The organism is Sphingobium sp. Ant17, from assembly GCF_000588875.1.
Lineage (GTDB): Bacteria > Pseudomonadota > Alphaproteobacteria > Sphingomonadales > Sphingomonadaceae > Sphingobium.
Genome location: NZ_JEMV01000031.1, coordinates 1 through 25,107, shown reverse-complemented (window position 1 = coordinate 25,107; position 25,107 = coordinate 1). Strand labels below are relative to the sequence as shown.

The following is a 25,107-nucleotide window of genomic DNA, read 5'->3' as shown; positions in this document are numbered from 1 at the left end:
GACGCTATACCTACCTTATGTTCAGCGCGCCGGACGCACACCGGAGGTCTGAGCCTCCAGCATGAGCCGGTCGGTGGCCATCGGATCATGGCCGAGAATCTCGCCCTTGAAGATCCAGACCTTGATGCCGCACACGCCATAGGCGGTGTGCGCCGTGGCTTCGGCATAGTCGACGTTCGCGCGCAGCGTGTGCAACGGAACGCGGCCTTCGCGATACCATTCGACGCGCGCGATCTCCGCGCCGCCCAGACGGCCGCCGCAGGTGATCTTGATGCCTTCGGCACCCAGACGCAGCGCCGACTGCACAGCCCGCTTCATCGCACGGCGGAAAGCCACGCGGCGTTCGAGCTGGTCAGCGATACCCTGCGCAACAAGCTTGGAATCGACTTCCGGCTTGCGGATTTCGACGATGTTCAGCGACACGTCGGACGTCGTCAGCGCGCTCAGCTTCTTGCGCAGCTTTTCGATGTCCGCGCCCTTCTTGCCGATGATGACACCGGGACGGGCAGCATAGACCGACACGCGGCACAGCTTGGCAGGGCGTTCGATGACGACCTTCGAAATCGCGGCCTGCGGCAGCGACTTCATGATGAACTGGCGAATCTTGAGATCTTCCAGCAGCAGGCGGCCATAGTCCGCGCCTTCGGCGTACCAGCGGCTGTCCCAGGTGCGGTTGATCTGAAGACGCAGACCGATCGGATTACTCTTGTGACCCATGTGCTTACGCCTCCGCTTCTTCGCCAGCTTCACGCACGACAATGCGCACGCGGCTGTAGGGCTTGAGGATCCGGGTCGACTTGCCACGGCCACGGGCATGGAAGCGCTTCAGCGTAAACGCTTTGCCTACCGATGCTTCGGCCACGACCAGGGCGTCGACGTCCAGATTGTGGTTGTTTTCCGCGTTGGCGATGGCCGAAGCCAGCACCTTGCGCACGTCAACCGCCATCGCCTTCTTGGAGAAAGCGAGGATGTTCAGCGCGTCCTCGACCTTGTGGCCGCGGATGAGCGTCGCTACCAGGTTCAGCTTCTGGGCCGAACCACGGATCTGCGTGCCGACGGCCAGAGCCTCATTGTCGGCGACGCGACGGGGAGCCTTTTCCTTGCTCATTAGCGCTTGCCCTTCTTGTCGGCAGCGTGGCCGGGGAAGAAGCGGGTCGGAGCGAATTCGCCCAGCTTATGACCCACCATATCCTCGTTCACGGACACCGGAACATGCTTGCGGCCGTTATAGACGCTGAACGTCAGGCCAACGAACTGGGGCAGGATGGTGGAACGACGCGACCAAGTCTTGATCGGCGCACGGCCACCGGCTTCCTGCGCGGTTTCTGCCTTCTTCAGAAGGCTGAGGTCCACGAACGGACCTTTCCAGACGGAACGAGCCATCGCGGATTACCTCTTCTTCTTGGCGTGACGCGACCGGATGATCATCTTGTCGGTCGACTTGTTATGACGGGTGCGGGCACCCTTGGTCGGCTTGCCCCAAGGCGTAACCGGATGACGGCCGCCCGAGGTCCGGCCTTCACCACCACCATGAGGGTGATCGACCGGGTTCTTGGCGACACCGCGCGTCAGCGGGCGGATGCCCTTCCAACGGTTACGGCCTGCCTTGGCGAGGTTGGTGTTGCCGTTGTCGGGGTTGCTGACGGCGCCGATGGTGCCCATGCAATCCGAACGGATGTAACGCTGCTCACCCGAAGACAAGCGGATCATCACCATGCCGCGATCACGGCCAACGAGCTGGGCATAGGTACCCGCCGAGCGGCAGAGCTGTGCGCCTTTGCCCGGCTTCATCTCGATATTGTGGATGATCGTGCCGACCGGCATCTGCCCCAGTTCCATCGCGTTGCCCGGCTTCACGTCGGTCTTCTTACCCGCGATGACCTTGTCACCAGGAGCCAGACGCTGCGGCGCGATAATATAGGCCTGCGTACCGTCGGGATAGTTGACCAGCGCGATGAACGCGGTGCGGTTGGGGTCATATTCCAGACGCTCGACCGTACCTTCGACATCCCACAAGCGACGCTTGAAATCGATGATACGATAGCGCTGCTTGTGACCGCCGCCGATACCGCGCGAGGTCACATGACCCTTGTTGTTACGGCCACCGGTCTTGCGCTTGCCTTCGGTCAGCGCCTTGACGGGCTTGCCCTTGTGCAGGCTGGACTTGTCGACGAGAATCAGTCCGCGCTGGGCGGGGCTCGTCGGGTTATAATGCTTCAGCGCCATGGTTAGCGCACTCCCTCGGTGATGTCGATCGACTGGCCTTCGGCCAGGCGGACGATCGCCTTCTTGACGTCGGAGCGGGTGTAGGGCTTGCCCTTCCACTTCTTGGTCTTGCCCTTCGTCACGAGCGTATTCACGCTCTTGACGTCGACACCCCAGATCGCTTCGACAGCGGCCTTGATCTCAGGCTTGGAGGCATCGCCCGCCACCTTGAAGACCACAGCGTTGAATTCGCTGAGAAGGGTCGACTTCTCAGTGATGTGCGGGGCGACAACCACGTCATAATGACGGTTGTCGACCGTTGCGGCTTGCTTTTTAGCCATTGAAACGGGCCTCCAGCTTTTCGACGGCGGCGCGGGTGAGCACCAGCGAGTCGGCTTTCAGGATGTCGTAGACATTGGCGCCGACGGCCGGCAGCAAGTCCACGCCGATGATGTTGGCCGACGCCTTGGCGAAGCTGATGTTGACCGCGTCGCCGTCGATGAACAGCACCTTGGTCAGGTTCAGCTTGGCAAGATTGGCGACCAGCGCCTTGGTCTTGCCTTCGGCAACGTCGAGGCTGTCGATGATGAACAGCGAGCCGTCCTTCACCTTCGACGAGAGCGCCATCTTCAGGCCCAGCGCGCGAACCTTCTTGTTCAGCGAGGGATTGAAGTCACGAACGCGGGCACCGTGGGCTTTACCACCACCGATGAACACCGGCGCGCGGCGATCGCCGTGACGAGCCGTACCGCCGCCCTTTTGGCGACCGAACTTCTTACCCGTGCGGGCAACATCGCTACGCTCGCGCGTGCCACGGGCCGTACCGCGACGCTTTTCGAGCTGCCAGGTGACGACGCGGTGCAGGATGTCGGCGCGGGGCTCGACACCGAATACGGCATCGTTCAGCTCCAGATCGCCAGCTTCCGCTGCGTCGAGGGTCTGTACCTTGACCTTCATGGTTTAGCCCTCCTGGCCTTCGGTCGCTTCCACTGCCGCGACTTCTTCAGCCGGGGTATCAGCGGGAGCGCTGTCGTTGCTGTTGTCAGCCTTTTTCAGGCTGGCGGGATAGGGAACGTCGGCCGGACGAGGCACCTTGACGGCATCCTTGACGGTCAGCCAGGTGCCCTTGGCACCGGGCACGCTGCCCTTGACGAACAGCAGACCGCGCTCGACGTCCGTGCGGACGATTTCGAGGTTCTGCTGCGTGCGTTCACGATCACCCATATGACCGGCCATCTTCTTGTTCTTGAAGACGCGGCCTGGATCCTGACGGTTACCCGTCGAACCATGGGCACGGTGACTGATCGACACACCGTGGGTGGCGCGCATACCGCCGAAGCCCCAACGCTTCATAGCGCCGGCAAAGCCCTTACCCTGGGTGTGACCCGACACATCGACGAGCTGGCCGTCGATGAAATGATCTGCGGCGATTTCAACGCCGACATCGAGGAGCGCATCCTCGGCGACGCGGAATTCTACCAGACGCGCCTTCGGCTCCACTTCCGCCTTGGCGAAGTGACCGCGCTGCGGCTTGGCGACATTCTTAACCTTCGCTACGCCGGCACCCAGCTGCACGGCCACATAGCCGTCGCTGTCCACATCCTTGCGAGCCACGACCTGGTTGCCTTCAAGGGCCAGAACCGTAACCGGCACGTGACGCCCGTCCTCTTGGAACAGGCGGGTCATCCCGACTTTCTTAGCGATCACGCCAGTGCGCATGATCCATACTCCCAATAGAGGCCCGCCTAAGCCTTGAAAGAAACTGACGCCGGCGGGCGTATCCAACGAAAAAAAACCGCTCGGGATCATTCCCTAGCGGCCAACCCAAATATGCAGATCACCCCGTCCGGGTTGGATGCCAACCCCTCTCGGGACCAGCGACGGGGGACCAGAACCACAGACTTGCCAGTTGCCCGGCGCCGTGCGGTATCCCTTGTGTCGTGTGAGCTTCCGGTTTCCCGGAATACCCGATACCCTGCCAACTTGTTACAGAAGGCAGGGACTTGCTAACCTCAGGCCAGCTTGATTTCTACGTTCACGCCGGCAGCCAGGTCCAGCTTCATCAGCGCGTCGACCGTCTGCGGCGTCGGCTGCACAATGTCAAGCATACGCTTGTAGGTGCGAACCTCAAACTGCTCGCGCGACTTCTTGTCGATGTGCGGACCACGGTTGACCGTGAACTTTTCGATGCGCGTCGGAAGGGGAATGGGACCGCGGATGAGAGCGCCAGTGCGGCGCGCGGTGTCGGCGATGTCGCCGGTCGCCTGATCAAGCACGCGATGATCGAACGCCTTAAGGCGAATGCGGATGTTGCTGTCCATATTCCTGTACCGATGCGAAAGAGCCAAAAAAACAACCGCCTCTTAATCTGTCCTTCTAGCTCGCAAGAGCCGGAGAAAGACGATCCGAGGCGGTAAAAATCCGAGCGGCGCGAATCAGGCGATTCGCGCCGCTGCGGTGCCTATATTACTTCGAGATCGTGCCGACAACCCCTGCGCCGACGGTACGACCGCCTTCACGGATGGCAAAGCGCAGACCTGGGTCCATCGCGATGGGCGCGATCAGCTTGACGCCGAGCTTCACATTGTCGCCAGGCATAACCATTTCCGTGCCCTCAGGCAGGATGACTTCGCCGGTAACGTCCGTGGTGCGGAAGTAGAACTGCGGGCGATAGTTGGCGAAGAACGGCGTGTGACGACCACCCTCTTCCTTCGACAGCACGTACACTTCAGCGTCGAACTCGGTGTGCGGCATAACCGAACCGGGCTTGGCCAGAACCTGGCCACGCTCGACGTCTTCACGACCGACGCCACGAACCAGCGCGCCGATGTTGTCGCCCGCACGACCTTCGTCGAGCAGCTTGCGGAACATTTCGACGCCCGTGACCGTGGTCTTGCGGGTGTCGCGGATGCCGACGATTTCGACTTCTTCGCCAACCTTGACGATGCCGGTTTCGACACGGCCGGTGACGACGGTGCCGCGACCCGAGATCGAGAACACGTCTTCGATCGGCATCAGGAAAGGCTTGTCGATCGGACGCTCAGGCTGCGGGATCCAGGTGTCGACGGCTGCCATCAGCTTGAGCACGGCGTCATGGCCGATTTCCGGGGTCTTGTCCTGCAGCGCGGCAACAGCCGAACCGGGGATGACGGGGATGTTGTCGCCGTCGAAATCATAGCTGCTCAGCAGCTCGCGGATTTCCAGCTCGACCAGTTCCAGAATTTCGGCGTCGTCAACGAGATCGACCTTGTTCATGAACACGACGAGCTGAGGAACGCGACCTGCTTGGCGAGCAGGATGTGCTCGCGGGTCTGCGGCATCGGGCCGTCGGTGGCCGACACAACCAGGATCGCGCCGTCCATCTGCGCCGCACCGGTGATCATGTTCTTCACATAGTCAGCGTGACCGGGGCAATCGACGTGCGCATAGTGGCGCGCTTCGGTTTCATATTCGACGTGCGCGGTCGAAATGGTGATGCCGCGCTCGCGCTCTTCGGGCGCCTTGTCGATGTTGTCGTAGCTGGTGAACGTGGCGCCGCCGGTTTCGGCCAGCACCTTGGTGATCGCTGCGGTCAGCGAGGTCTTGCCATGGTCGACGTGACCGATGGTGCCGATGTTGCAGTGCGGCTTATTCCGCTCAAACTTAGCCTTAGCCATTTTATCCTACCTTCTAATCAAAATCAGCTTGGGTCTGACCGCTCGGCCGCGCCTCGCGAAGGCGCGTCCATAGCAGCAAATTTGCAGATTACCAGCCCCTAACCGAGCCGCTTGCACGGCTCGGCTGGGGAAATTCATCAGGCCATCTTCGCCTTGACTTCGTCCGCAACATTCTGCGGCACTTCATCATAGTGCGAGAAGGTCATCGAATAGTTCGCACGCCCCTGGGTGAACGAACGCAGCGAGTTCACATAGCCGAACATGTTGGCCAGCGGGACCATCGCTTCGACGACCTGTGCATTACCACGAGTGTCGGTGCCCTGGATCTGGCCACGACGGCTGTTCATGTCGCCGATCACGTCGCCCAGATATTCCTCAGGGCTGACCACTTCGACCTTCATGATCGGTTCGAGCAGGGTGATGCCCGACTTCTGCGCGACTTCACGCATCGCCGCGCGACCGGTGATTTCGAACGCCAGCGCCGAGGAGTCGACGTCATGATAGGCGCCGTCATACAGGTTGATCTCGAAATCGATGATCGGGAAGCCGATGAGCGACCCGGTGGCCGCCGTTTCGCGCATGCCCTTTTCGATCGCGGGGATATATTCCTTGGGAATATTACCGCCCTTGATCTCGTCCTTGAAGATGATGCCCGCACCGCGCTCGCCGGGCGTGACCTTCACCTTGATGCGGCCGAACTGGCCGGTGCCGCCCGACTGCTTCTTATGGGTATAGTCGACGTCGACCGCCTTCTTGAGATATTCGCGATAGGCCACCTGCGGCGCACCAACATTCGCCTCGACCTTGAACTCGCGCTTCATGCGGTCGACCAGGATTTCGAGGTGAAGCTCGCCCATGCCCTTGATGATGGTCTGGCCCGATTCGTGATCGGTCGAAACGCGGAAGGACGGATCCTCAGCGGCCAGACGGTTGAGCGCGACGCCCATCTTTTCCTGGTCGGCCTTGGTCTTGGGTTCCACCGACAATTCGATGACCGGCTCAGGGAATTCCATCCGCTCCAGGATGATCGGCTGGCGCTCGGCGCACAGCGTATCCCCGGTGGTGGTTTCCTTCATGCCGGCCAGCGCGACGATGTCGCCCGCATAGGCTGCATCGATATCTTCACGGCTGTTGGCATGCATCAGCAGCATGCGGCCGATCTTTTCCTTCTTGTCCTTGACCGAGTTCAGATAGGTGCCCTTGGTCAGGGTGCCCGAATAAACGCGCAGGAAGGTCAGCGAGCCGACGAACGGATCGTTCATGATCTTGAACGCCAGGCCAGCAAACGGCGCATCATCTGCGGTCGCACGGCTGTCGGGCTGGTCGTTGTCGGGGTTGATGCCCTGCACGTCCTCAATGTCGAGCGGCGAAGGCAGATAGTCGACAACCGCGTCGAGCAGGGGCTGGACGCCCTTGTTCTTGAACGCCGAACCACACAGCACGGGCACGAACGCCTGGGCCAGCGTGCCCTTGCGGATCAGCTTCTTGAGCGTCGCAACGTCGGGCAGATTGCCTTCGAGATAGGCTTCCATCGCCTCGTCGTCCTGCTCGACGGCCAGTTCGATCAGCTTTTCGCGATATTCGGCAGCCTTGTCGGCGAGATCGTCGGGAATTTCCTCATAGGAGAATTCAGCGCCGAGATTCTCATCCTTCCAGATGATCGCACGGTTTTCGACCAGATCGACCAGGCCCTTGAACTCGCTCTCCGCACCGATGGGGAGATAGAGAACGGCGGGGATGGCACCCAGGCGATCGATGATCGTCTGCACGCAATAATAGAAATTGGCACCGGTGCGGTCGAGCTTGTTGATGAAGCACATCCGCGGAACCTTATACTTGTCCGCCTGACGCCACACCGTTTCCGACTGCGGCTCAACGCCCGCAACGCCGTCGAACGCGGCGACCGCGCCATCGAGTACGCGCAGCGAACGCTCGACTTCGATGGTGAAGTCGACGTGGCCTGGGGTGTCGATGATGTTCAGACGGTGGTCGTTCCAGATGCAGGTGGTCGCAGCCGACGTGATGGTGATACCACGCTCCTGCTCCTGTTCCATCCAGTCCATCGTCGCGGCGCCGTCATGGACTTCGCCGATCTTGTAGGACTTGCCGGTGTAGTAAAGGATACGCTCGGTCGTCGTGGTCTTGCCGGCGTCAATATGCGCCATGATACCAAAATTACGATAGCGTTCGAGCGGATGGCTGCGGGCCATGATGCTTCTCCGTTGCCGGCGCACCGGCGGTTGGGGATTCGAGTTCTTGGGTGGCCCCTAAACCAATCCGTCCGCCATGGGTAGAGACCCCTGACGAACGGACCAATTTTTGAAACCGGACAGCGAAGCGGACATTGGAAACGCCCGCTTGCCTTTTACCAGTAGCGGTATGTTACCAGCGATAGTGCGAGAAGGCACGGTTGGCTTCGGCCATCCGGTGCGTATCTTCGCGCTTCTTGACGGCATTGCCGCGATTGTTGGCGGCGTCCATCAGTTCACCCGACAGGCGCGCGGCCATCGTGGTTTCGCTGCGGTTGCGCGCGGCGGTGATCAGCCAACGGATGGCCAACGCCTGCGAGCGCTCGGGACGCACTTCGACGGGAACCTGATAGGTCGCACCGCCAACGCGGCGGCTGCGAACTTCGATGCCCGGCTTGATGTTGTTCAGCGCGTCATGGAACATGCCAATCGGGTCCTTCTTGGCGCGGGTCTCGACAGTTTCGAGAGCGCCATAGACGATGGACTCAGCAACAGCTTTCTTACCGTCCTGCATGATGGAATTCATGAACTTGGACAGCACGATATCGCCATATTTGGGATCGGGCAGGATGATGCGCTTTTCGGGGCGACGACGACGTGACATATTCTTGGTCTCCCCTTACTTCGGACGCTTCGCGCCGTACTTCGAACGGCTCTGCTTACGATCCTTGACGCCCTGGGTATCCAGAACGCCGCGAAGAACGTGATAGCGCACGCCGGGAAGATCGCGGACACGACCGCCACGGATCAGCACAACGCTATGTTCCTGAAGGTTATGGCCTTCACCAGGAATATAGGTGATGACTTCGCGCTGGTTGACCAGACGCACCTTCGCCACCTTGCGGAGCGCCGAGTTCGGCTTTTTCGGAGTCGTCGTATAGACGCGGGTGCAAACGCCACGCTTTTGCGGGTTCGCATCCATGGCAGGGACCTTGGACTTGGCCTTCTGCGGTTCGCGGCCCTTGCGGACCAGCTGGTTGATTGTTGGCATGAAGCCCTTCACCTTTTTCAGTTACTTTACCGTGGCATCCCCGTGTTGCGAGCCGCTTGGAAAACAGACGTCATCCAAACAGCAAAGGCCCCGGTGGGCATAAAACCCCCTGGAGCCGCAAGAGCACCCGGCAATGTTCAGCTCTAATAGCACCCAGCAATGGCGAGAAAAGACGAGTCTCGACGCGACAGGTCGCTGGGCAGCCGGGCCTATAGCTGGGCCCGGACAAAGGGTCAAGCCTCGCGACGGCGACACTGGTAGAGCCCTGATTTTCAAAGCATCACCAGGAACTGGTTAGGGTTTTGATAACCCTGTCCGCGCTATTTTTAGCGCTAGTCACCAATATGGTGCTTTCATGGACGAAATGTGACGGACCTCTCCCCCTATACCGGCGAATTTTGCGATCCTCATCGCGAACGCATCTTTCAAGAAGGCCGCCTGCGCGAATCACGCGGACATGCGCAGATCCTGTTTGCCCTCTCAGCAGTCCTCAACACCTTGTTCCTGATGAGCGACTGGCGCTTTGCAGGAACCGACCATTTCTGGGTTGCGGTGCCTGCCCGCGTCGTCGTCATCCTCTGGTCGCTTGCCTGCCTGGCGGTGAGCCATCGCATGACCAGCTTTCGGGCGGTCGAACGCATCGCCTTTGCCTGGCAGGCGGTTACGGCGATCAGCGTCGCTTTCCTGGTCAGTTCGCGCAGCGACATCGCGGTATTCGTCCTGGTGATGCTGCCATTGGTCTTCTATCTCGTCGTACCGACCAGCTTTCGCGGCAATGTCGGCGGCGGGCTGGCCTGTGGCGTCGCGCTGCTGATCGGCTATCTGGCGCCGGCACCGCTTTCAGCCACCATGCCGGGCATGATCCTGGCGATGGTGATGCTTCATTTCGGCATGTGGATCGCGATCGCACGAAGCAATCGGCTCCAGCGGAAAGAGTGGACCGCGGGATTGGCGGCACGGGACGCCCAGGCTGCCCTCGCGACCAGCCGGGACACGCTGGAACATATGTTCATGGCCGTGCCGCTCCCGCTGTTGGTAACGCGCTACGATGGCAGCATCGTGCGTATCAATCGCGCCGCGCTGGATGCCTATTCGGCGGGCGGCACCGTATCGCTGGCCAATGTCGAACAAACCTATGTCGACTTGCCCTTGCGGGATGAACTGTTCAACCGGCTGCAACAGGGGGAGGCGATCGACAATTTCGAATGTCGCCTGCGCCGCGGCGATGGGGCGATCCGCAACGCGCTGCTGTCTTCGCGTCCGATCGTCATCGATGGCGAAGCTTGTTTCATGACCAGCGTGGTGGACATTACCGAACGCAAGGAAAGCGAGCAGAATCTGGAACGTCTGGCCATGTCGGACGCGTTGACGGGTCTGGCGAACCGCGCGCATTTCCTGGCAGCGGTAACGCATGCGACGGCCGCGTCCAAGAAAGGGGCGCAGTTGGCGGTACTGCTGATCGATCTTGATGAGTTCAAGCGCGTCAATGACACGGCTGGCCATGATGCAGGGGATGCCCTGCTCTGCGCCGTGGCCAACCGCCTGCGGCAGGCGCTGCGTCCGGGCGATCTGGTCGCGCGCATGGGCGGCGATGAATTTGCTGTGCTGCTCACCCGCCTGCCGGATGCCGATTCACTGCAACCGATCCTCCAGCGCGTTGCCCAGCATCTGAACGCCCCGCTCACTTATGGGGGTCGTCCGGTCGAATGTCGGGTCAGCATCGGCATCGCGCTCTTCCCCGACCATGGCGACGACGTCACCGCCTTGATCAAACATGCTGACATCGCCCTTTATGATGCGAAAAATAGCGGGCGGGGGCGCGCAACATTGTTCGGCCCCGAATTGCTCGAAAGCTGGGAGCGCGAAGCGGCGATGCTCGATCGGGCACGGCATATCTTAACGCATGAACAGCCCTGCCCATGGTATCAGCCCAAGATCGCGCTCGACACCGGCGCGATCGTCGGGTTCGAAGCGCTGTTCCGCTGCCCGACCGACGACGGCAAGGTGATCATGCCCGGTGAAATCGCGTCAGCCTTCGAGCATCCCGAACTGGGGCCGCACATTACGATGCTCATGATCGACCGCATCATCGCCGATTGCGTGCGTTGGCGCGATGCGGGACTGTCCGCCGGGGTCATCGCCTTCAACGGTTCGGGCGCCGACCTTAATGACGATGCGTTTGCCGATCGGTTACTGGAACGGCTGGCGAGGGCGGGATTGCCACCATCGACCGTGGAACTGGAAGTGACCGAATCGGTTTTCTTGGGTCGCAACGCCGAACGGGTCGGACGCGCGCTGAACCGATTGAGCGAGGCCGGTGTCACGATCGCGCTCGACGATTTCGGCACGGGCTATGCGTCGCTGTCGCACCTGAAGCAATTTCCGATCGACATCATCAAGATCGACCAGAGTTTCGTGCGCGACCTGGAAACCGACCCGGATGATGCCGCCATCGTCCGCACCGTCCTGAACCTGGCCTTCAGCCTCGGCATACGTACGGTTGCAGAGGGTGTGGAGAACAGCCGCCAGGTCGATTATCTGCGCGCGGGCGGATGCCATTACGGCCAAGGCTATCAGTTCGGGGCGGCCATGCCTGCATCTGTGGTCACACAGTTGCTGGCATCGGGGGTTCACGCCAACCACTGCTGAGCGCCGTCAAGAAAAACACATTTGGCGGGGAACAAAATGCCGCTGCGATCATTTTGTCCCGCGCATCGCTCGACTCATCACGTCTGCGTAACGGTGGATTCGCGTGATCGCCATGGCTTTGCTATCGGCCCGACTCGAAAAGAGTCACGGGGTCGCCATTGTCGCATCATCAAAAATCGAGGGCTTCCGCTCTCTGGGCACGGCTTGCCGCCTTATGCCCGGAGCGCGAGATTTTCCTGCGATCGGGCGGCCAGGTCCGGTTCCTGCGCATCTCGCGCCGCGCGCAGTTGGCGACACTTAGCCTCCTCACGATGACCCTGGTTGGCTGGGGCGGCGTAACCTTGGCGATGATCGCCGATAGCGCGTCGGTGGCGCAAGAGCGCGCCGCTCTGGCCGTCAAGGGCCAATCGATCGCCACCGCCGCCGACAAGGTGAAGGGCTATCGCCAGTCGGTCGATGATTTGGCCCAGGATCTTGAAGCCCGACAGGACTTCATGGACACGCTCTACAAAACCCATTTCGGTGCGGAAGGCGACGCGCGTTCGGACCTTGTCGTACCAACCAAAGCCGACAAGTCCGGTAAAGCCGCAACAACGTCCGCCAAGATCAGCATGGCACCCGAAGCCGCTTCCCTGGTCCGTCTCGAACAGCGTCAGCGCCGTTTCGCCCTGCTGTTGACTGCGGCTGTCGAGCGTCGCGCTGACAAGGCCGCCGCCGCCATCCGCAGCTTCGGACTCAACCCCGACCATCTTGCCCGCAGCGCCGCCCGCGCGCAGGGTGGCCCCTTCGTCCCCTGGGAGGGCAGCAAGGGCGCGATGACCGGAGAGCTGGAACATCTGGCCGATGCGCTGGCGCGGATGGAGTTTCTGGAACGCAGCCTGCTGTCGATCCCTTCGGGCAAGCCGACGCTCGCACCGATGGAAACCAGTTCCTACGGCTATCGCCGCGACCCGTTCAACGGCCACGCCGCTTTCCACGCAGGCATGGATTTCCCCGGCCGCCATGGCCAGCCGATCGTCGCCGCTGCCCGCGGCAAGGTCAGCTATGTCGGCCAGCGGCAGGGCTATGGTAATGTCGTCGAGGTCGAGCATGGCAACGGGCTGATGACCCGTTACGCCCATCTGTCACGCTTTGCTGCCAAGGTCGGGCAGGCGGTGGCGCGCGGCGATACGATCGGCGGCATGGGATCGACCGGTCGTTCGACCGGCACCCATCTTCATTTCGAGGTCCGGCAGAACGACCGGCCCATCAACCCCCGCCGTTTTCTGGAGGCTGCCCAGGATGTTCTCCAAGTCCAGCAAATCGCCAAGGCCCGTTTCGCCGATGTCGGCAACCGGGGCTAAGAATACGCCCTTCTCGCTGATCGGCGGCGACGTCACGATCAGCGGCAACATCAACGCGTCGGCCGACCTGCATGTCGATGGCGTAGTGGAGGGCGACATCAGTTGCGCCGCCCTTGTCCAGGGCGCCGACAGCCTGATCATCGGCCATGTGACCGCGCAAAGCGCGCGCCTCGCCGGGTTGGTGGATGGGTCGATCAAGGCCGAAGAATTGGTGGTCGAGCGCAGCGCGCGGATCACCGGCGATGTTCGCTATGAACGCATCACGATCGAGGCAGGTAGCCGGATCGACGGACATTTCGCGCATAAGGACAATGCGCCTGCCGCCGAACTCAAGCTGATCGCGAACGAAGGCGGCTAGATTCAACAGCCCTTGCGTTACCGGTTATGCCGACGGCGTGATCCGCCTCAGTTCACCGGTGCGCGTCGCCGGTAGCTGAGCGCTTCGGCGACATGCACCCGTCCGACCCGCTCCGACCCGGCGAGGTCCGCAATGGTCCGGGCTACTCTCAGCACCCGCGTATAGCCGCGCGCGGACAGCTTCATTGCAGCGGCCGCCTGCGCCAGCAGTTGCCGTCCCGCTTCATCGGGGCCGGCAAAGGCCTCCAGCGCGTCGCCATCCACTTCGGCATTGGTCCGCACCTTCGTCCCGGCATAGCGCGCCGTCTGCACGTCGCGCGCCGCCGCGACACGCGCGGCGACCTCGTCCGATCCCTCGGCGGGCGGTGGCAGGACCAGATCGGCGGCGCTCACTGCCTGCACCTCGACATGCAAGTCGATACGATCGAGCAGCGGGCCAGACACTTTGGCCTGATAGTCGGCAGCGCAGCGCGGCGCGCGTGAGCAGGCCAGCGCAGGATCACCCAGATGCCCGCACCGGCACGGATTCATCGCCGCGATCAACTGCACCCGCGCCGGGAAAGTCACATGCGCATTCGCCCGCGCAACCGTCACTTCGCCCGTCTCCAGCGGCTGGCGCAGCGAATCGAGCACCGCCCGTTGAAATTCCGGCAATTCGTCGAGGAACAAGACCCCCAGATGCGCCATGCTGACCTCGCCCGGCCGCGCCTTGAGCCCGCCACCCACCAACGCTGCCATCGATGCGCTATGATGGGGATGGCGGAAGGGCCGCGCCCGGCTGATCCGCCCGCCATCCAGCGTCCCGGCCACGCTCGCCACCATCGAGGTTTCCAGCGCCTCGGACGGGGTAAGCTCAGGCAATATTCCGGGAAGACACCCGGCCATCAGCGATTTACCCGCGCCCGGTGGCCCGACCATCAGCAGATTATGCCCGCCCGCCGCCGCGATCTCGATCGCACGCTTGGCGACTTCCTGACCCTTTACCTGTTTCAGGTCCAAGGTCCGCACCGGTGGCTCGACCGCGCCGGGTTGGGGCGGCGAGAGCGCCGATGTCCCCTTGAAATGATTGAGCAGGCTCAAAAGGTCGGGCGCGGCGATCACCTCGACCTGCCCCGCCCAGGCGGCTTCCGCCCCCTGCGCAACCGGGCAGACCAGCCCCATATCCTGCCCACCCGCATGCAGCGCCGCCAGCAACACACCGGGCGACGGCGCGGTGCGCCCGTCCAGACCCAGTTCGCCGACCACGACATAGCCCGACAGCGTTTCGGCATCGATCACCCCCATCGCGCCGAGCAAGGCGAGCGCGATCGGCAGGTCGAAATGCGATCCTTCCTTGGGCAGGTCGGCGGGCGACAGGTTGACGGTAATCCGCTTGGGCGGCAGCGACAGGCCGATGGCGGCAATCGCATTGCGCACCCGCTCGCGGCTTTCGGCCACCGCCTTGTCGGGCAATCCTACGACGATGAAATTGGGGAGACCTGGCACCAGTTGGCACTGCACCTCGACGGCCCGCGCCTCCAGCCCCAGATAGGCGACCGTCGATACCGTTGCGACCAAGTGACCCCCAATTCCTATTCCGCGCCCGCCAGCCTGTCGGCGGCTATTCTTCTACAGGATCGCCCGCCCGGTCACGCGCTGGTTCATCGGGCCGCCCCTTGAACCCCTGCGCCACGACATACCATTCCACGCTGCCCTTGCGGCTGGCAGGCGGCTTGGCATGTTTGATCGTCGTAAAATTCTTCTTGAGCAGCACTAGCAACTCCCCATCGGTGCCCCCGGCGAACACCTTGGCGACGAATGTCCCGCCCTTGCGCAGATTTTCGACCGCGAACCAGGCCGCCGCTTCGACCAGCCCCATCGTGCGCAGATGGTCAGTCTGGGCATGGCCGACCGTATTGGCCGCCATGTCGGAAATGATGAGGTCCGGCGCATCGCCCAGCGCCTCACGCAGCACGTCAGGCGCCTTGTCGTCCATGAAGTCCATTTCGAACAGGGTCACGCCCTCGATCGCGTCGACCGGCAGCAGGTCGATGCCGACGACGGCGGCTTTGGGTGCCAGCTTGCGCACCACCTGCGACCAGCCACCTGGTGCCACGCCGAGATCGACAACCGCGCGCGATCCCTTCACGAAATGGAATTTTTCATCCAGTTCGATCAGCTTGAACGCGGCGCGGCTGCGCCAGCCTTCCGCTTTCGCCTTGCGGACATAAGGGTCGTTCAGATGCCGTTCGAGCCAACGCACCGATTGCGCCGTGCGCCCCTTGGCGGTCTTGACCCGCACCTTCCCTGCGCCCGCGCCCCTCACATCACTCTCCCGTCGCGGTCCATCAGCCCGCGCAATATGCCTTCGCGAATCCCCCGATCGGCCACGCCCAACCGCTCGGCAGGCCAGATGTCGAGGATCGCTTCCAATATGGCGCAGCTGCCACCACCAGATCAGCGCGTTCGGTGCCGATGCAGGGAAGCTTCTGCCGCTCGGCGAGCGCCATGGTGGAGAGCCGTTCGGAAATCGCCCGCATGGATTGGCATGGCACAATCAGCCCGTCGATCGCCTGGCGATCATAGCGCGGCAGGTTGAGGTGCAGGCTGGCGAGCGTCGTCACCGTGCCCGACGTACCAAGCAGGCGGATGTCGTCCAGTTCCTGCGGCAGGCGGCGGGCCAGTGGGGCAAAGGCCTCGCTCACCCGCGCGCGCATCCGGCCATAGGCAGCCAGACGCTCGTCCCGATCGCCATGGTCGAAGGCTTCGCTTTCGGTCAGTGACACCACGCCCCAAGGCGCGCTCACCCAGTCGACGATACGGGGGGCGCCTGCCGATCCATTTGAATCGACTAGTACCAGTTCGGTCGATCCTCCACCAATGTCGAAGATCAAGGCCGGACCGTTGCCGGGTTCCAACAGCGCATGGCAACCCAACACCGCCAGCCTCGCCTCTTCCTGCGCGCTGATGATGTCGAGGGCGATGCCGGTTTCGCGATAGACGCGCTGGATGAAGTCCGTGCCATTGGACGCGCGGCGACAGGCTTCGGTCGCGACCGATCGGGCCAGCGTCACATGACGGCGGCGCAACTTGTCGGCGCAGACGGACAGCGCGGCAATGGCGCGATCGATCGCGGCGTCGCTGATCCGCCCGGTCGATGCCAGCCCTTCGCCCAGTCGCACGATGCGCGAAAAGGCATCGACGACGATGAAGCCGTCGGCCGATGGCTTGGCGATGAGCAAGCGGCAATTATTGGTGCCAAGGTCGATCGCGGCATAGGATCGCCGCTCACGCACGCCATGGGGCGCAGAACCCCGCGATGGTGACGGGGGAGGAATGGCCGCAGCCTTGCTCCCATTGCCCTGACCGGATCGGACACGCTTGCCCGAAAAACCACCGGTCGGACCGGAACTCTGCGGCGATGGGCGGCTCTGCTGCACCATGCCGAAACTCACTTCTGTTTTTCGCCAGCTTCATGGGGAAGCCGGAACTTGATGCTATGCTTAAGCGGATCGGCGCGGTTGCGCAAGGGACGCCCTCGACCGACGAAAAACTGAGCCATGTTAAAGTTAACGGCCATTGTCATGAAGTAGCGTACACGGGCGGCCGAGTAGCGTAGCGCCCAAGACCCAGATTTGCGTCATTCTACAACAGAATCTCCCGGGGCAGGGATCAACATGTGACCTTTTTGAAACAGAGGAGAAGTTTCAAATTTGCTACATTGTGTTCGTCCTGTTGCTGACATAGCTTGAGATCAGGTCTTTGGGGAGTTATCGTCATGCACATTCGCAAGAATGGTGCGCGCTTACTTGCGCGCGCCGGTCGTACCGGCCTTTTGGCGTCGGCAGCTGTGGCCGCTCTGGGCTTTGCGCCACTGGCCCACGCCGTCGTACCGAACGACAGCAAAAGCCCGTCGGATATCGTCGATGGTAGCGACGTCAACGGCGTCGGCATCATGTATCGGGCCGACGGCTTCGTGTGCACCGGTACACTGGTCAATCCGCGCACCGTCATCTTTGCCGCCCACTGCGTCAACGACCTCGACACCCCTGACTATAGCACCGTCAATGACGGTGTGCCGGTCGCCTTCGCCTTCCAGAACAACGCCCGTCCGGGCCTGATCGACTGGCTGAGCAATGGCTTCCAGACCAACACGGCGTTGAGCGTCTATAACGTCAACAATATCGCCTATCATCCCGACTCGCTGGATCCGCCGGCGTTGAGCTTCCTCTATGGCGACGTGGCGATGGCGACGCTCGACACGCCTGCGTCGGACGTGCCGACCTGGACGATGCTCTTTTCCGCCTTGTCCGCGCCTTCGGCGATCAGCGAGACGTCGGGCACCGGCTATCATGTGACGATCACGGGCTATGGTCGCACCGGCAGCGGGACGACCGGGTCCAGTGCAGGCATCGACTTCCGTCGCAAGACGGCGGAAAACTTCCTTGGGTTGCTCGGCTCGCTCGATGATATCGATGCGTTCCTGTTTGGCGCACCGGGCGGCTATACCCAAAATCTCTATCACACCGATTTCGATGATCCGACCCGGGAAAATCCGTTCGACTTCAACCTGTTCAAGGATGATGCGCTGCCCAATGAAGGCAGCACCGCAGGCGGCGATTCGGGCGGCCCGCTGATCCTGGATCAGGCCTTCAACGAAAAGACGATCATCGGCGTTCTTTCCGGCGGCAGCCGCTATTTCCTCGAACAGCCGCAAAGCTCCTATGGAGGCTCGTCCTTCTACCAGCCGCTCTATCTGTTCTGGGACTGGATCGCCCAGAACAACCCCTATCGCTATGCCACCGCGAAGGCAGGGGACGGCCTGTGGAGCGATCCTGACCATTGGGTGACCGCGCTCGACCCCAATTATCGCGTGATCGACAGCAATGGCGCGCTGGTGAACGGCGTGCCCACGACGCCGGGCGCCGGCGCGTTCGGGCAGGACAGCACGCAGAAATTCGGTCAGATCTGCTACCAGCCCAATGATGGGCCGGACGATCTATGCTATGATGTCGGCACCGACACGCTGATCATCGATGGCGAACCCGTTGTTGCGGACGCGGCTGGCACCACCACCGGCTCTACCGTGGTCAGCAACAATAAGGGCAAGGTGGAGATCGCCGAACGCAGCCCCAATGCTGAGAATGTCACCCTGCCCACCGGCGCGGTGCAGGAGGCGCAGGCGGAAGATGTCAGTGTTGCGGCTCTACCCACGCCCACCTTGGCGAACGGCTTGCCCGGCGCGACGAGCTTCGTGCCGAACAATATCGACCCGCTTGCCGCTCAGGGGGTGATCGGCCGCTATTATGACGTGACGCTCAGCGCAGCGGGCAAGACCACGCTCAACACGGTCGCCACCGTCGATCGTTTCACGATCGCAGGCACGGGTGCCGCGCTTGACGTCACCGCCAGCGGATCGCTGACCAGCCTGATGGACATTGCCCATCTGTCCGGTGTGATGAATGTCGATGGCACGGTCGAGACGCCGGGCGACTATTTCCTCATGACCGGCCTGTTGTCGGGCAAGGGAATAGTGCGCGCACCCTATTTCACCAACGTGCTGGGCACGATCGCGCCCGGCGGGGTCGGTACGATCGGAACGCTCGGCATCGAAGGCAATGCGCTGCTCTCGTCGGGCAGCACATTGCAGATCGATCTGGGTGCCAATGGCGTATCGGACGTGCTGGCGGTTCGGGCGACGCAGTTCGTGGAAGCCGATGGCGACCTAGCGCCGCTCGCGGTCGGCGACCCCCTCAACGGCATCGCCGCATTGGGCGGCCGCGTGGCCTTTGGTGCCGCGACCGGTGCCCGGATCCGCGCCGGCAACAGCTATACCTTCCTGACAGCAGAGGGCGGCGTGGATGGCAGCTTTGCCGCGCCGACCAATCTGTCGGCCGTGTTGAAGCCGGTTCTATTCTATGGCCCCAACAGCGTCAGCGTGCGGATCGATGCGGGTCTTTATGCCGATGTCGTCAATCGCGCTGCGCCGAACCAGACCAGCTTTGCCCAGCTGCTCGACCAGAACCGGTCGCGCTCCGCCACCTATGCCAATCTCTATGGCGAGGCGGATTTGCTGAGCGTGGCCGGGGTCCAGGCGAACTTCGAAGCGATGGCGCCGCGCACCGAGACGCTCAAGACGTCGATGTCCGAAGTGCTGAACGACAATATGGCGCGCTTCTATCGCGACCGCCTGACGAAGCTCGATGGCGGGGCGATGGGCGGCACGCTGACCATGACCGGCCAGCCGCTGCAACTGGCCGCCGCCAGCCTCAACAATATCGACCTGGGCATGGCGCAGGGCGGCAGCAACGATATGATGACGCGCGAAGGCGTATTGCCCGATGACGTCAGCGCCTTCCTGGCGGGTGGCTATATCGACGGCGACAGCGCGCCGATGCGGACCGCCACGCCGCTTGGCCGCGACCAGTTCGACGGCTGGTATATGGCCGCTGGCATCGAAAAGGCGTTCGGCGACACCGGCGTCATCGGCCTGTCTGCCTCTTTCAGCGAGTTGAAGGGCAATACTGGGGCCAATGATTGGAGCCGGGCACGCCTCTATCAGGGCACCGTCTATGGCGCGTTCGATCTTGGCGGCATCAAGCTGGATGCGGTCGGCAGCGCGGGCACCATGGCAACCCGTTCGCGCCGGTCCTTCGCGGTCGGCATTACCCCCTACACCCTCTATGGCAGCGACCAGGAACTGGCGCTGTCGAGCGAACTCGGCCTCAGCAAGGCATTGGGCAGCGATGCGTTCAGCATCGTTCCTCGCGCGGCGCTGCGCGGGGCCTATATCAGCTCGGGCAACCTCGCGGAATATGGCGGCGACGCCGCGCTGGTGATCAAGCGCCACGCGATCCGCAGCGCGCAGGGTCGCCTGGGCGCGACGGTCAAGGCGAATACGGGCGGGTTCAAACCCTATCTCACCGCCAATTATGTCCATGAGTTCAACGACCAACCGGCTTTCTTCCTCGCCAATCTGGTCGGGGGTACGGGCAGCCTCGCGCCCTTCGCCTTGGGTGGCTCCGACAAGAATTGGGGTGAGATCGGCGGTGGCCTGACCATCCGGGCTGGCTCTGTCGACCTCAACCTGACCGCCGATACGACGGTCTGGCGCAAGGACATCAGCTATCAAAGCTATCGTGCGGGCGTGAAGATCCACTTCTGATCCGCTCCATCCGCCAACAAAAAGGGCCGCCCCACCGGGCGGCCCTTTTTGTATCCCTCAACCCGCCGTTCAGAGCGGCAGCAGCGCCGCGACGATCGACCGTTCCTCGGCCCGTAATACACCCCAGGCACGCGCGGCGGCCCGGCTGTCCATCGCCTCCAGGCCGATCCCCTTGGCCTCCAGATCGCGCACAAAGGCCCGCGGTGGCTGGCGCAGTCCGGCCCCTGTGCCCAGTAACAGAAATTCAGGACGCGGATCGCCGTCCAGCAGGTCGCCCAGTGCCGCCAGCGTCAGCGCGTCGACTGTCGGTGCATCGTCCCAGGCCATCGCCCGCACGGGGCTGAGCAACAGGCCGTTGGGAAACAGATCGTCGCGCACCCGGAAACCGCGCCCGGCAAAACCGGTGACGATCGGCCCCTGCCCGCTATCGTCGCGGCGCGATTCCATGCCGGTACGCCGTTCCTCGCTCAGGGCTTGGCCCCATCATCGCGCGGCCCGACCCGCTCGGCCTGCGACGCGAGGTTCGCCTTGGCGGCCTTCTTTTCCGACGACATCGGGGAAAGGCCCAGCGAGATCAGCAGCGAGGACGACACATAGACCGACGAATAGGTGCCAACGATGATGCCCAGCATCATCGCCGCAGTGAAGCCGCGCAGCACATGGCCGCCGAACAGCAGCAACGCACCGAGCGCCAACATGATCGTCACCGACGTCATCACCGTGCGCGGCAGCGTTTCATTGACGGACAGGTCGATCAGCGCCTTCATGTCCATCTTGCGATATTTGCGCATATTCTCGCGGATACGGTCGTCGATCACCATCTTGTCGTTGATCGAATAACCCACGATCGTCAGCACGGCGGCCACGATATTGAGGTCAAACTCCAACTGCGTCACCGCAAAGAAGCCGAGCGTCATGAGAACGTCGTGGACGATTGCGACGAAGGTCGACACGCCGAACTGCCATTCATAGCGGAACCAGCTGAACACCGCGATGCCCAGGATCGCGAGCACGACTGCCAGGATGCCATTCTGGATCAGCTCGCCCGACACCTTGCCCGACACCGTGTCGTAGCGGGAGAAGGTGACGCCGGGGAATTGCGCGGTCATCGCATTGCGGGTCTTTTCCACGACCGCATTGGCCGCTCCGGCCCCGCCCTGCGCGGGCAATGGCAGGCGGATCTGCACCGTCTTGGGATCACCGAACTGCTGCAGCGAGCTTTCACCGACATCGAGCGAGGCGATGGTCGTGCGCACCTTGTCGGTTTCGACATTTTGCGGGAATTTCGCTTCGATCATGAGGCCGCCGACGAAATCGACGCCCATATTGAGGCCTTTATAGGCCGTAGCGCCGACGGCGAGCACCGTCAGCAGGGCAGTGAGCGCAAACGCCCACTTCCGTATAGCGACGAAGCCAATGTTCGTATTGTCGGGGACGAGCTTTAGAAGTTTCATGGGTGTGTCCTCCCGCCCCTCTTAAATATGGATGTCCGTCGGCCGGGTGCGGCGCACCCAGTTGGCGACGATCACGCGGGTGAAGGTAACAGCGGTGAACACGCTGGTCGCGATGCCGATCAGCAGCACGATGGCGAAGCCCTTGACTGGCCCCGACCCCAGCGCCAGCATGATCCCGCCCGCAATGGCATGGGTCACGTTCGCCTCGAAAATGGTGCGGCTGGCTTCCTTATAGCCATGTTCGATCGCCTGAACGACATTGCGCCCGCGCCGCCGCTCTTCGCGAATCCGTTCATAGATCAGCACGTTGGCGTCGACCGCAGTGCCGATCGTCAGCACGAAACCGGCAATGCCCGGCAGCGTCAGCGTCGCGCCCAATATGCCCATCACGCCCAGGATAACCGCGACGTTGATGGCGACGGCCAGATTGGCATACATGCCAAAGCGGCCATAGCTTAAGAACATGAAGATCGCGACCGCGACCACCGCGATGATCGACGCGATCAGGCCGGCGCGAATCGAATCCGCCCCCAAGCCCGGTCCGACCGTGCGTTCCTCAACTACTGCGAAAGTGACCGGCAGCTTGCCCGAGCGCAACGCGATCGCCAACTGGTTGGCGCTCTCGACCGTGAAATTGCCACTGATCTGCGCGCTGCCGCCCAGGATCGGTTCGTTGATATTGGGTGCTGACAGCACCTTGCCGTCGAGGATGATCGCGAACGGACGATTGACATTCTGCGACGTCACCTGCCCGAATTTGCGGCCGCCCGAACTGTTGAAGCGGATGTTGACGATCGCCTGGTTATTCTGGTCATAGCCCTGCGTCGCGTCGGTCAATTCGTCGCCCGACACCATCACCTGACGCTTGACCGCGATCAACGGCACGCCCGACGGATTATCGAGATAAGGCAATACTTCGCTGCCCACCGGGGCACGGCCCTGCGCCACTTCGGACGGATTGGCGGTCGTATCGACCAGCTTGAATTCCAGCTTGGCGGTCTGGCCCAGCAGATCCTTGAGCGCCTTGGGGTCTTGCAGCCCCGGCACCTGCACGACGATGCGATTGCTGCCCTGCTGCTGGATCGTCGGTTCGCGCGTGCCCATTTCGTCGATGCGCTTGCGGATCACCTCGGTCGCGACTTCCATCGTACTCTTGACGGCATTGTCGATGCCCGCATTGGTCGGGGTGATCGTCACGGTCTGGCTGTTCACAACCGCCACGTCGAAATCGCGCTGGCCGGTCAGTCCCGCGCCCTGCGTCAGCGGGCGGATACGCTCGACGGCGGCATCCACTTGGGCAGGATCGCGCACCATGAAGCTCAGCTTCCCGTCGCGGCTGGAGATATCGCCGATCGCGATGCGCGGGTCACCCCGGCGCAATTCGGTCCGAACCTGCTCCTCCATATTGACGAGCCGCTGCCTGGCGACATCCTGCGTCGAGGCTTCGAGCAGCAAATGGCTGCCGCCCGACAGGTCGAGGCCAAGGTTGACCCGCGTCTGCATGAAACCGGGCAGCCGGGCCACGGTGGCGTCGGGCAGGAAGCTCGGCACCGCGCACAGCACGCCGATCAACAGGGGCAGGATGATCGCGATCACCGCCGCACGCGAGAAATTGAGCATCGTTGGGGTCAGTCGTTCGCGGGCTTGGCAGTCGTCGGGTCGATCACGTCGGTCAGGGTCGACTTGACCGCCTTGACCTTCATGCCCGGTGCCAGTTCGACATCGGCATAGATGTCATCGACGCGCACGACCTTGCCGATCAAACCGCCGCCGGTGACGACCTGGTCGCCCTTCTTCACTGCGTCGATCTTGGCCTTATGCTCTTTCATCTTCTTTTGCTGCGGACGGATCAGCAGGAAATAGAAAACGACGAAGATCAGGACCAGCGGTGCCATCTGCACCAGGATTCCGGCACCGGAGGCTTCACCGCCGGCGGTCTGGGCAAAGGCTGTCGATATGAACATGGGTGGGACTTTCGCCTATATGTCTGTCGGCCGCGCGACGCATGGGGCACCGGCGGATCAAGGCCGGGCGGCTACCACAGATGCGATGGCGGAGGCAATATGATTAGGGAATCGCACATGGGCGCAAAAGCCTGCATCGAATCCCTTGCAACTTGCCGCAACGCCTTCTAAAGGCGCTCCTCCGGTCGGGACGTAGCGCAGCCTGGTAGCGCATCACACTGGGGGTGTGGGGGTCGGAGGTTCGAATCCTCTCGTCCCGACCAAGATTTTCGGAAATTGCGGCCGTCCGGGGGACGGACGCCCGAAAATCTCCCAAGCGCAAACGCGCGAGGCGATATTCAGCATCGATAGCGAATTGAATGTGCGGCGAAAGCTGCTTGCTTCGCCCATGTGCGCGCGAAGTAATACCATCCGTCCGTGATGCTGACTCACGTGGGGGATTCCCAAAGCGGCGAAACTATGAATCTATGTCTTCGGGTTGGAGGGCATTGTCATGGGTGCAGCGATTGGATTGCGAGACGACTTTGATGCAGCGGGCTTGAGGCGACTGGCGCGGACGACAAAGAGCGCGAACCAGGGACGCCGACTGCTAGCTTTGGCGGAAATCTATGATGGCGCGAACCGCAGCGATGCCGCGCGCATCGGCGGAGTGACCCTGCAGATCGTGCGGGATTGGGTGGTGCGGTTCAACGCCCGAGGTCCAGCGGSTCTCCTTGACGGCAAGGCCCCAGGCAAGCCGCCCTTGCTGAATGATACCCAGCGCCAAGCGCTCGCGGAGGTCGTTGAAAGTGGACCGATACCAGCGATCCATGGAGTTGTGCGTTGGCGGCTGATCGACCTGGCGCGGTGGCTTCATGACGAATTTGGGGTTTCTCTGACGGAAACGACCGTAGGGCGAGAATTGAAAAAGCTGGGCTATGTCAAATTGACGGCACGCCCACGTCACCATGCCCAGAACGAATATGCGATGGAGGACTTCAAAAAGATTCCATGATGAGAGTTGGATAGCGGTCTGAGGGAGCTCAGAGTCGGTTTGGGTCACCAGCCATGTAGTCGACGCCGCTTCGATTGCGGTCTCGCGCCGGCACCGGCGGG

22 protein-coding genes, 1 tRNA gene and 2 pseudogenes are annotated in these 25,107 nt (G+C 62.3%); 6 read left to right on the top strand and 19 right to left on the bottom strand.

The genetic code is table 11. From position 1 onward, the window contains the following. Positions 1 to 21: 21 nt before the first annotated feature. From rpsC to rpsL, 12 genes and pseudogenes are all read right to left on the bottom strand, one after another. Positions 22 to 717 (bottom strand): 30S ribosomal protein S3, encoded by a 696-nt coding sequence (rpsC, locus tag BF95_RS14540; protein ID WP_037472395.1) that lies wholly within the window; start codon positions 715 to 717, stop codon positions 22 to 24. 4 nt (positions 718 to 721) lie between these two features. Next, complete coding sequence (gene rplV, locus BF95_RS14535) at positions 722 to 1,108, bottom strand: 50S ribosomal protein L22 (RefSeq protein WP_043152133.1); 387 nt, start codon at positions 1,106 to 1,108, stop codon at positions 722 to 724. Then, positions 1,108 to 1,383 (bottom strand): 30S ribosomal protein S19, encoded by a 276-nt coding sequence (rpsS, locus tag BF95_RS14530; protein ID WP_037472398.1) that lies wholly within the window; start codon positions 1,381 to 1,383, stop codon positions 1,108 to 1,110. The genes rplV and rpsS overlap by 1 nt, the downstream gene beginning before the upstream one ends. Before the next feature lie 6 nt (positions 1,384 to 1,389). Further along, entirely contained in the window at positions 1,390 to 2,226 is an 837-nt protein-coding gene (rplB, locus tag BF95_RS14525; RefSeq protein ID WP_037472400.1) for a 50S ribosomal protein L2, read from the bottom strand. A gap of 2 nt (positions 2,227 to 2,228) precedes the next feature. Beyond that, entirely contained in the window at positions 2,229 to 2,546 is a 318-nt protein-coding gene (locus tag BF95_RS14520) for a 50S ribosomal protein L23 (RefSeq protein ID WP_037472401.1), read from the bottom strand. Then, on the bottom strand, positions 2,539 to 3,162 hold the full coding sequence (gene rplD / locus BF95_RS14515) for a 50S ribosomal protein L4 (RefSeq protein WP_037472402.1): 624 nt from the start codon (positions 3,160 to 3,162) through the stop codon (positions 2,539 to 2,541). The genes BF95_RS14520 and rplD overlap by 8 nt, the downstream gene beginning before the upstream one ends. Positions 3,163 to 3,165: 3 nt before the next feature. After that, positions 3,166 to 3,924 (bottom strand): 50S ribosomal protein L3, encoded by a 759-nt coding sequence (gene rplC / locus BF95_RS14510; protein WP_043152162.1) that lies wholly within the window; start codon positions 3,922 to 3,924, stop codon positions 3,166 to 3,168. 293 nt (positions 3,925 to 4,217) lie between these two features. Next, entirely contained in the window at positions 4,218 to 4,526 is a 309-nt protein-coding gene (gene rpsJ / locus BF95_RS14505) for a 30S ribosomal protein S10 (RefSeq protein WP_007686587.1), read from the bottom strand. Between the two features lie 145 nt (positions 4,527 to 4,671). Further along, positions 4,672 to 5,861: pseudogene (gene tuf / locus BF95_RS14500) on the bottom strand (elongation factor Tu). A gap of 137 nt (positions 5,862 to 5,998) precedes the next feature. Next, positions 5,999 to 8,071, bottom strand: a complete 2,073-nt coding sequence (fusA, locus tag BF95_RS14495) for an elongation factor G (RefSeq protein WP_043152131.1) — start codon at positions 8,069 to 8,071, stop codon at positions 5,999 to 6,001. A 172-nt stretch (positions 8,072 to 8,243) separates the two neighbouring features. Beyond that, complete coding sequence (gene rpsG, locus BF95_RS14490) at positions 8,244 to 8,714, bottom strand: 30S ribosomal protein S7 (protein WP_037472408.1); 471 nt, start codon at positions 8,712 to 8,714, stop codon at positions 8,244 to 8,246. Between the two features lie 15 nt (positions 8,715 to 8,729). Further along, positions 8,730 to 9,101 (bottom strand): 30S ribosomal protein S12, encoded by a 372-nt coding sequence (gene rpsL, locus BF95_RS14485; RefSeq protein WP_026002556.1) that lies wholly within the window; start codon positions 9,099 to 9,101, stop codon positions 8,730 to 8,732. Positions 9,102 to 9,467: 366 nt separating this feature from the next. Between rpsL and BF95_RS14480 the strand changes: the two genes are divergently transcribed. From BF95_RS14480 to BF95_RS14470, 3 genes are all read left to right on the top strand, one after another. Further along, the gene (locus BF95_RS14480; protein ID WP_043152130.1) at positions 9,468 to 11,750 is read left to right on the top strand and encodes a putative bifunctional diguanylate cyclase/phosphodiesterase; all 2,283 of its coding nucleotides are present in this window, start codon (positions 9,468 to 9,470) and stop codon (positions 11,748 to 11,750) included. A 311-nt stretch (positions 11,751 to 12,061) separates the two neighbouring features. After that, entirely contained in the window at positions 12,062 to 13,093 is a 1,032-nt protein-coding gene (locus tag BF95_RS14475) for a M23 family metallopeptidase (RefSeq protein WP_152542738.1), read from the top strand. Then, positions 13,074 to 13,451 carry a bactofilin family protein gene (locus tag BF95_RS14470; protein WP_043152128.1) on the top strand — a complete coding sequence of 126 codons (378 nt, stop codon included), beginning with the start codon at positions 13,074 to 13,076 and terminating at the stop codon, positions 13,449 to 13,451. Before BF95_RS14475 ends, BF95_RS14470 begins: the two co-directional genes overlap by 20 nt. 47 nt (positions 13,452 to 13,498) lie before the next feature. Here the strand turns inward: BF95_RS14470 and BF95_RS14465 are convergent, their stop codons facing one another. From BF95_RS14465 to BF95_RS14455, 3 genes and pseudogenes are all read right to left on the bottom strand, one after another. Further along, positions 13,499 to 15,007, bottom strand: a complete 1,509-nt coding sequence (locus BF95_RS14465; RefSeq protein WP_043152127.1) for a YifB family Mg chelatase-like AAA ATPase — start codon at positions 15,005 to 15,007, stop codon at positions 13,499 to 13,501. Between the two features lie 43 nt (positions 15,008 to 15,050). After that, positions 15,051 to 15,755: an RlmE family RNA methyltransferase gene (locus BF95_RS14460; protein ID WP_043152125.1), complete on the bottom strand. Its 705-nt coding sequence runs from the start codon at positions 15,753 to 15,755 to the stop codon at positions 15,051 to 15,053. Further along, a pseudogene (locus BF95_RS14455) lies at positions 15,752 to 16,872 on the bottom strand (Ppx/GppA phosphatase family protein). Before BF95_RS14455 ends, BF95_RS14460 begins: the two are co-directional and overlap by 4 nt. A 335-nt stretch (positions 16,873 to 17,207) precedes the next feature. Here BF95_RS14455 and BF95_RS14450 point away from each other — a divergent pair. Further along, complete coding sequence (locus BF95_RS14450; RefSeq protein ID WP_043152124.1) at positions 17,208 to 20,594, top strand: autotransporter domain-containing protein; 3,387 nt, start codon at positions 17,208 to 17,210, stop codon at positions 20,592 to 20,594. A gap of 69 nt (positions 20,595 to 20,663) precedes the next feature. Here BF95_RS14450 and BF95_RS14445 read toward each other — a convergent pair whose 3' ends face one another. Genes BF95_RS14445 through yajC form a run of 4 tightly spaced genes read right to left on the bottom strand, consistent with a single transcriptional unit; the run spans position 20,664 to position 24,012 of the window. Beyond that, positions 20,664 to 21,041 (bottom strand): Mth938-like domain-containing protein, encoded by a 378-nt coding sequence (locus BF95_RS14445; RefSeq protein ID WP_081764171.1) that lies wholly within the window; start codon positions 21,039 to 21,041, stop codon positions 20,664 to 20,666. A gap of 20 nt (positions 21,042 to 21,061) precedes the next feature. Continuing rightward, positions 21,062 to 22,048: a protein translocase subunit SecF gene (gene secF, locus BF95_RS14440; RefSeq protein WP_043152122.1), complete on the bottom strand. Its 987-nt coding sequence runs from the start codon at positions 22,046 to 22,048 to the stop codon at positions 21,062 to 21,064. A gap of 21 nt (positions 22,049 to 22,069) precedes the next feature. Further along, complete coding sequence (secD, locus tag BF95_RS14435) at positions 22,070 to 23,668, bottom strand: protein translocase subunit SecD (RefSeq protein ID WP_043152121.1); 1,599 nt, start codon at positions 23,666 to 23,668, stop codon at positions 22,070 to 22,072. An 8-nt stretch (positions 23,669 to 23,676) separates the two neighbouring features. Continuing rightward, the gene (gene yajC, locus BF95_RS14430; RefSeq protein WP_043152120.1) at positions 23,677 to 24,012 is read right to left on the bottom strand and encodes a preprotein translocase subunit YajC; all 336 of its coding nucleotides are present in this window, start codon (positions 24,010 to 24,012) and stop codon (positions 23,677 to 23,679) included. A gap of 186 nt (positions 24,013 to 24,198) precedes the next feature. On the opposite strand from yajC, the gene BF95_RS14425 reads away from it, so the two are divergent. Both BF95_RS14425 and BF95_RS14420 read left to right on the top strand, forming a co-directional pair. Continuing rightward, a tRNA-Pro gene (locus BF95_RS14425) sits at positions 24,199 to 24,275 on the top strand. A gap of 230 nt (positions 24,276 to 24,505) precedes the next feature. Continuing rightward, positions 24,506 to 25,006, top strand: a complete 501-nt coding sequence (locus BF95_RS14420; RefSeq protein ID WP_051520034.1) for a helix-turn-helix domain-containing protein — start codon at positions 24,506 to 24,508, stop codon at positions 25,004 to 25,006. Positions 25,007 to 25,107 lie beyond the last annotated feature (101 nt).

Excerpts from the sequence above, each read along its gene's own strand:
- secF (WP_043152122.1), bottom strand. The coding sequence starts at position 22,048 with ATGAAACTTCTAAAGCTCGTCCCCGACAATACGAACATTGGCTTCGTC.
- BF95_RS14445 (WP_081764171.1), bottom strand. The coding sequence starts at position 21,041 with ATGGAATCGCGCCGCGACGATAGCGGGCAGGGGCCGATCGTCACCGGT.
- BF95_RS14470 (WP_043152128.1), top strand. The coding sequence starts at position 13,074 with ATGTCGGCAACCGGGGCTAAGAATACGCCCTTCTCGCTGATCGGCGGC.
- rplB (WP_037472400.1), bottom strand. The coding sequence starts at position 2,226 with ATGGCGCTGAAGCATTATAACCCGACGAGCCCCGCCCAGCGCGGACTG.
- rplC (WP_043152162.1), bottom strand. The coding sequence starts at position 3,924 with ATGCGCACTGGCGTGATCGCTAAGAAAGTCGGGATGACCCGCCTGTTC.
- BF95_RS14475 (WP_152542738.1), top strand. The coding sequence starts at position 12,062 with ATGACCCTGGTTGGCTGGGGCGGCGTAACCTTGGCGATGATCGCCGAT.
- yajC (WP_043152120.1), bottom strand. The coding sequence starts at position 24,012 with ATGTTCATATCGACAGCCTTTGCCCAGACCGCCGGCGGTGAAGCCTCC.
- secD (WP_043152121.1), bottom strand. The coding sequence starts at position 23,668 with ATGCTCAATTTCTCGCGTGCGGCGGTGATCGCGATCATCCTGCCCCTG.
- rpsG (WP_037472408.1), bottom strand. The coding sequence starts at position 8,714 with ATGTCACGTCGTCGTCGCCCCGAAAAGCGCATCATCCTGCCCGATCCC.
- rpsJ (WP_007686587.1), bottom strand. The coding sequence starts at position 4,526 with ATGGACAGCAACATCCGCATTCGCCTTAAGGCGTTCGATCATCGCGTG.
- rpsS (WP_037472398.1), bottom strand. The coding sequence starts at position 1,383 with ATGGCTCGTTCCGTCTGGAAAGGTCCGTTCGTGGACCTCAGCCTTCTG.
- rpsL (WP_026002556.1), bottom strand. The coding sequence starts at position 9,101 with ATGCCAACAATCAACCAGCTGGTCCGCAAGGGCCGCGAACCGCAGAAG.
- fusA (WP_043152131.1), bottom strand. The coding sequence starts at position 8,071 with ATGGCCCGCAGCCATCCGCTCGAACGCTATCGTAATTTTGGTATCATG.
- rplD (WP_037472402.1), bottom strand. The coding sequence starts at position 3,162 with ATGAAGGTCAAGGTACAGACCCTCGACGCAGCGGAAGCTGGCGATCTG.
- BF95_RS14520 (WP_037472401.1), bottom strand. The coding sequence starts at position 2,546 with ATGGCTAAAAAGCAAGCCGCAACGGTCGACAACCGTCATTATGACGTG.
- BF95_RS14450 (WP_043152124.1), top strand. The coding sequence starts at position 17,208 with ATGCACATTCGCAAGAATGGTGCGCGCTTACTTGCGCGCGCCGGTCGT.
- rpsC (WP_037472395.1), bottom strand. The coding sequence starts at position 717 with ATGGGTCACAAGAGTAATCCGATCGGTCTGCGTCTTCAGATCAACCGC.
- rplV (WP_043152133.1), bottom strand. The coding sequence starts at position 1,108 with ATGAGCAAGGAAAAGGCTCCCCGTCGCGTCGCCGACAATGAGGCTCTG.